The following is a 2,918-nucleotide window of genomic DNA, read 5'->3' as shown; positions in this document are numbered from 1 at the left end:
CCCTCGACCCGCACCCCACCCCCGGCGGGTGGGTCGGCCTCCCGTGCCGCCCGGGTGCCCCGCTCCGGACGCGGCCGGGTCAACGTCCGGCGCCCGCCCGCCGGTCGGCCGGGCGGGGGCGGGCCCCGGCCAACGGTTTTCGCGCACCGTTCGCCGGGGCCCCGGGCGGCTCCCGTGAAGTCCCCTCGAGTCCCGTGAAGTCCCGTGGAATCCCGTGAAGTCCCGTGGTGGGTCAGCGGAAGGAACCGGTGTGTTCCTCGGAGGTGGAGGTGTACACGCTGCACACCACGCGGTCGGCCTCGGCGGGCACCGGCTCGGGGACGATCACCAGGCCGGGCGAGCCCTGCTCCTGCGGGGGAACGCCGAAGTAGTCGGCGAAAGAGGTCTCGCACAGGGCGGTGCGGGCCGCGTCGTCGGCCTCGCCGACACCGTCGTGGACGCCGATCACCTCGTAGACGTGCGGCTCCTCGCACGGGCGGGGGTCCCGGTCCGCCGCGTCGGCACCGCCCCAGCAGTCGCCGACCGCCCATTCCCCGTCGGCCGCGTCACCGGCACCCCACTCCCCGGCCTCGAAGTCGTCGGCCGCGAACTCCGGCGGGTCGGACCACTCCTCGCCGCCGCAGGCCGTCGTCGTCAGCCCCACGGCCACGACGACGGCCGTCGCCGCCATCCAACGCCTCTTCCGTGTGCACATGCGCACCTGCCTACCGGCCGGCGACATCGAGCGGGGCCCTTTGCTCCGATCCGGAGCACATTTCCTCCCTGCGCGCCGGTGTCGGGGCCGGCCGGGGGCCCCGAGCCACTTCCCGCCGACTCGGCGGAGCCCTCGCGCCCCCCGGGGCCTCAGCCGATCGAGAAGGGGGCGGTGTGCTCCTCGCTCCGGGTGGTGTACGCGCTGCACACGATCCGGTCGGAGCCCATCTCCACCGGCTCGGGGGTGACCAGGATCATCGGCGTCGGCTGGTCGTTGTAGGAGACGCCGAAGTACTCGGCGAACAATCCCTCACAGATGGCGTCCCTGGCCTCCTGCTCCGCCTGCATCCCGGCCAGGCCCTCGCCCTCCGGGGCCTCGAAGCCCTCGTGGACGCCGACCACCTCGAAGACGTGCGGTTCGTCGCAGGAACGGGGGTCGTGGTCGACGGTCGTCGCCCGCCCCCAGCAGTCACCGACGTTCAACGGCGCGCCGGTGCCGAGGCCCTCCCAGCCGTCCATCCCCTCCAGGTCCTCCAACTCCTTGAGGGCTTCCTCCAGTTCGGCCTCCAGATCCGTCATGTCGGTGTTCCCGGCTCCGACCGCCGGGGGCGCGGGAACCCCTGAGTCCCCCGAACAGGCCGTCACGCCGAGACCGACGACCGCCACGGCGGCCGTCACGGCCACCCAATGCCTTCTCCGTGTGCACATGCGCACCTTGGTATCGGTCATCACGGGTGGCGGACAGGGAGACGGCCCGTTTCGTGACGGAACCCGGAAGAAGCGACGATCGGACGGTCGCAAAGCTCTTGGCGGAAGCGAACCCCGGGCCCCGTCGCCGGACTCAGCACGCGGGACCGCCGAGCCGCCCGCTGCGCACGGCGGCCAACAGCCCGGCGAACGCGGCGGGGTCGGCCACCACCACCCGCCCCGGCACCTCGCTCTCCCGCACCGCCACGCCGCCGGGGGCTGCGGCCACCTCGAGGCAATTGTTGCCGCCGTCCCCGGAGAAAGATGATTTGACCCACCGACTGCCGCACTCGGGTATCACGGTCACAACTCCCTTGTGATGGCCAGGATGAGATCTCGGGACCTCTCCGGAGTCAACGCCATCCGGTGGACCGCGTCCAGACGACGACGGAAATTGGCCAACTGGGTGGGGGAGTCGATGAAAACGGCCCCCAGCGGCGCGTCCACGTGAACGGTGTCGAGTCGGGGGTGAACGTCTTCGGCGTAGAGAACCGAGTCCCCCACCAGGGGATAGCCGCCGGCGGCGAAAGGGATCACCGAGAGATCGACATTGTCACGGTCGCTCATCTCCAGCAGGTGTTTCAACTGCTGTCGTACGGCATCCCTCGTGCCGAAGCGCATCCTCAACGCGGACTCGTGCACCACCCCCACGTACGGGATGGACCTTTCCCCGACCAGGACTCGTTGTCGGTCCATGCGATGCGCCACCCGCAGTTCGACCTCCAGACGGGGAAGACGGGGGATCACCAGGTCGAAAAGAGCCCTGGCGTGGTCCTCGGTATGGAAAAGTCCGGGCAACAGCGAGGTTTGAACGGTGCGCAGCCGAACGGCGTGGTGCTCGATTTCGGAGACATCGAGGAAGTCCGACGGGATCTTCCCCCGGTACTCCTCCCACCAACCGGTTCTCCGGCCTCCGACCACGGTGGCCAGGGCATCGATCAGAGCGGGGTCGTCGCACTCGTAGACGGCTGCGAGACGACGCAGCCGTTCCTCCCTGAGCCCGAAGCGGCCCGATTCGATGTTCGAAATGGTGGTGCGATCGGTTCCCAACAGCTCGGCGGCCCGGGGCGCGGACATGCCGGCCGCCTCCCGGAGGCGTCTCAACTCGGCCCCCAGACGACGCTTGCGGATCGTGGGCGGCTGTCGTACGGCCATGGTCTCTCCCCTTGTTCGCGCCCATTCTGGCCGGCCACACCAGGTGAAGCGACCTCACCCCAGAGCCACAACTCGTTCGAGTGAACAAGTACAACCCGTTGTGCACTTGGCCCCGCAAAGACGCTATGAATCGTCCGCATCCGTTGAGAGGGAGCGAACCGCTTTCCGGATCGTGTAATCAATCCGACAAGTGGCAATGACACCTCTCGGCAGAGATCAACGGTTCCGTCACACCGTCGAGCCCGTGGAGTCGAACATGCCGCAGCCCACCGGTACCCCCACCGCTCTCCGTCGGGGAGGGGCCGGCGGGTGGGGAGCGGTGG

The 2,918-nt window shown here is 69.6% G+C and carries 4 protein-coding genes; all 4 read right to left on the bottom strand.

Features of this window, described 5'->3' with window-relative positions:
- Positions 1 to 232: 232 nt before the first annotated feature.
- The 4 genes from FOE67_RS21560 to FOE67_RS21545 all read right to left on the bottom strand — a co-directional run bounded on the left by FOE67_RS21560 (position 233) and on the right by FOE67_RS21545 (position 2,595).
- Positions 233 to 670: a hypothetical protein gene (locus FOE67_RS21560; RefSeq protein WP_182666498.1), complete on the bottom strand. Its 438-nt coding sequence runs from the start codon at positions 668 to 670 to the stop codon at positions 233 to 235.
- A 173-nt stretch (positions 671 to 843) separates the two neighbouring features.
- A complete protein-coding gene (locus tag FOE67_RS21555) occupies positions 844 to 1,272 on the bottom strand; it encodes a septum formation family protein (protein WP_182666497.1) in 429 nt (142 codons plus the stop codon).
- A gap of 262 nt (positions 1,273 to 1,534) precedes the next feature.
- A complete protein-coding gene (locus tag FOE67_RS21550; RefSeq protein ID WP_438874278.1) occupies positions 1,535 to 1,669 on the bottom strand; it encodes a hypothetical protein in 135 nt (44 codons plus the stop codon).
- 74 nt (positions 1,670 to 1,743) lie between these two features.
- Positions 1,744 to 2,595: a helix-turn-helix domain-containing protein gene (locus FOE67_RS21545; protein WP_182666496.1), complete on the bottom strand. Its 852-nt coding sequence runs from the start codon at positions 2,593 to 2,595 to the stop codon at positions 1,744 to 1,746.
- Between the last annotated feature and the right edge of the window lie 323 nt (positions 2,596 to 2,918).

The sequence above is a fragment of the Streptomyces calidiresistens genome, from assembly GCF_014141525.1.
In the GTDB taxonomy this organism is placed as follows: domain Bacteria; phylum Actinomycetota; class Actinomycetes; order Streptomycetales; family Streptomycetaceae; genus Streptomyces; species Streptomyces calidiresistens.
This window is presented reverse-complemented; position numbering and strand designations above follow the sequence as displayed.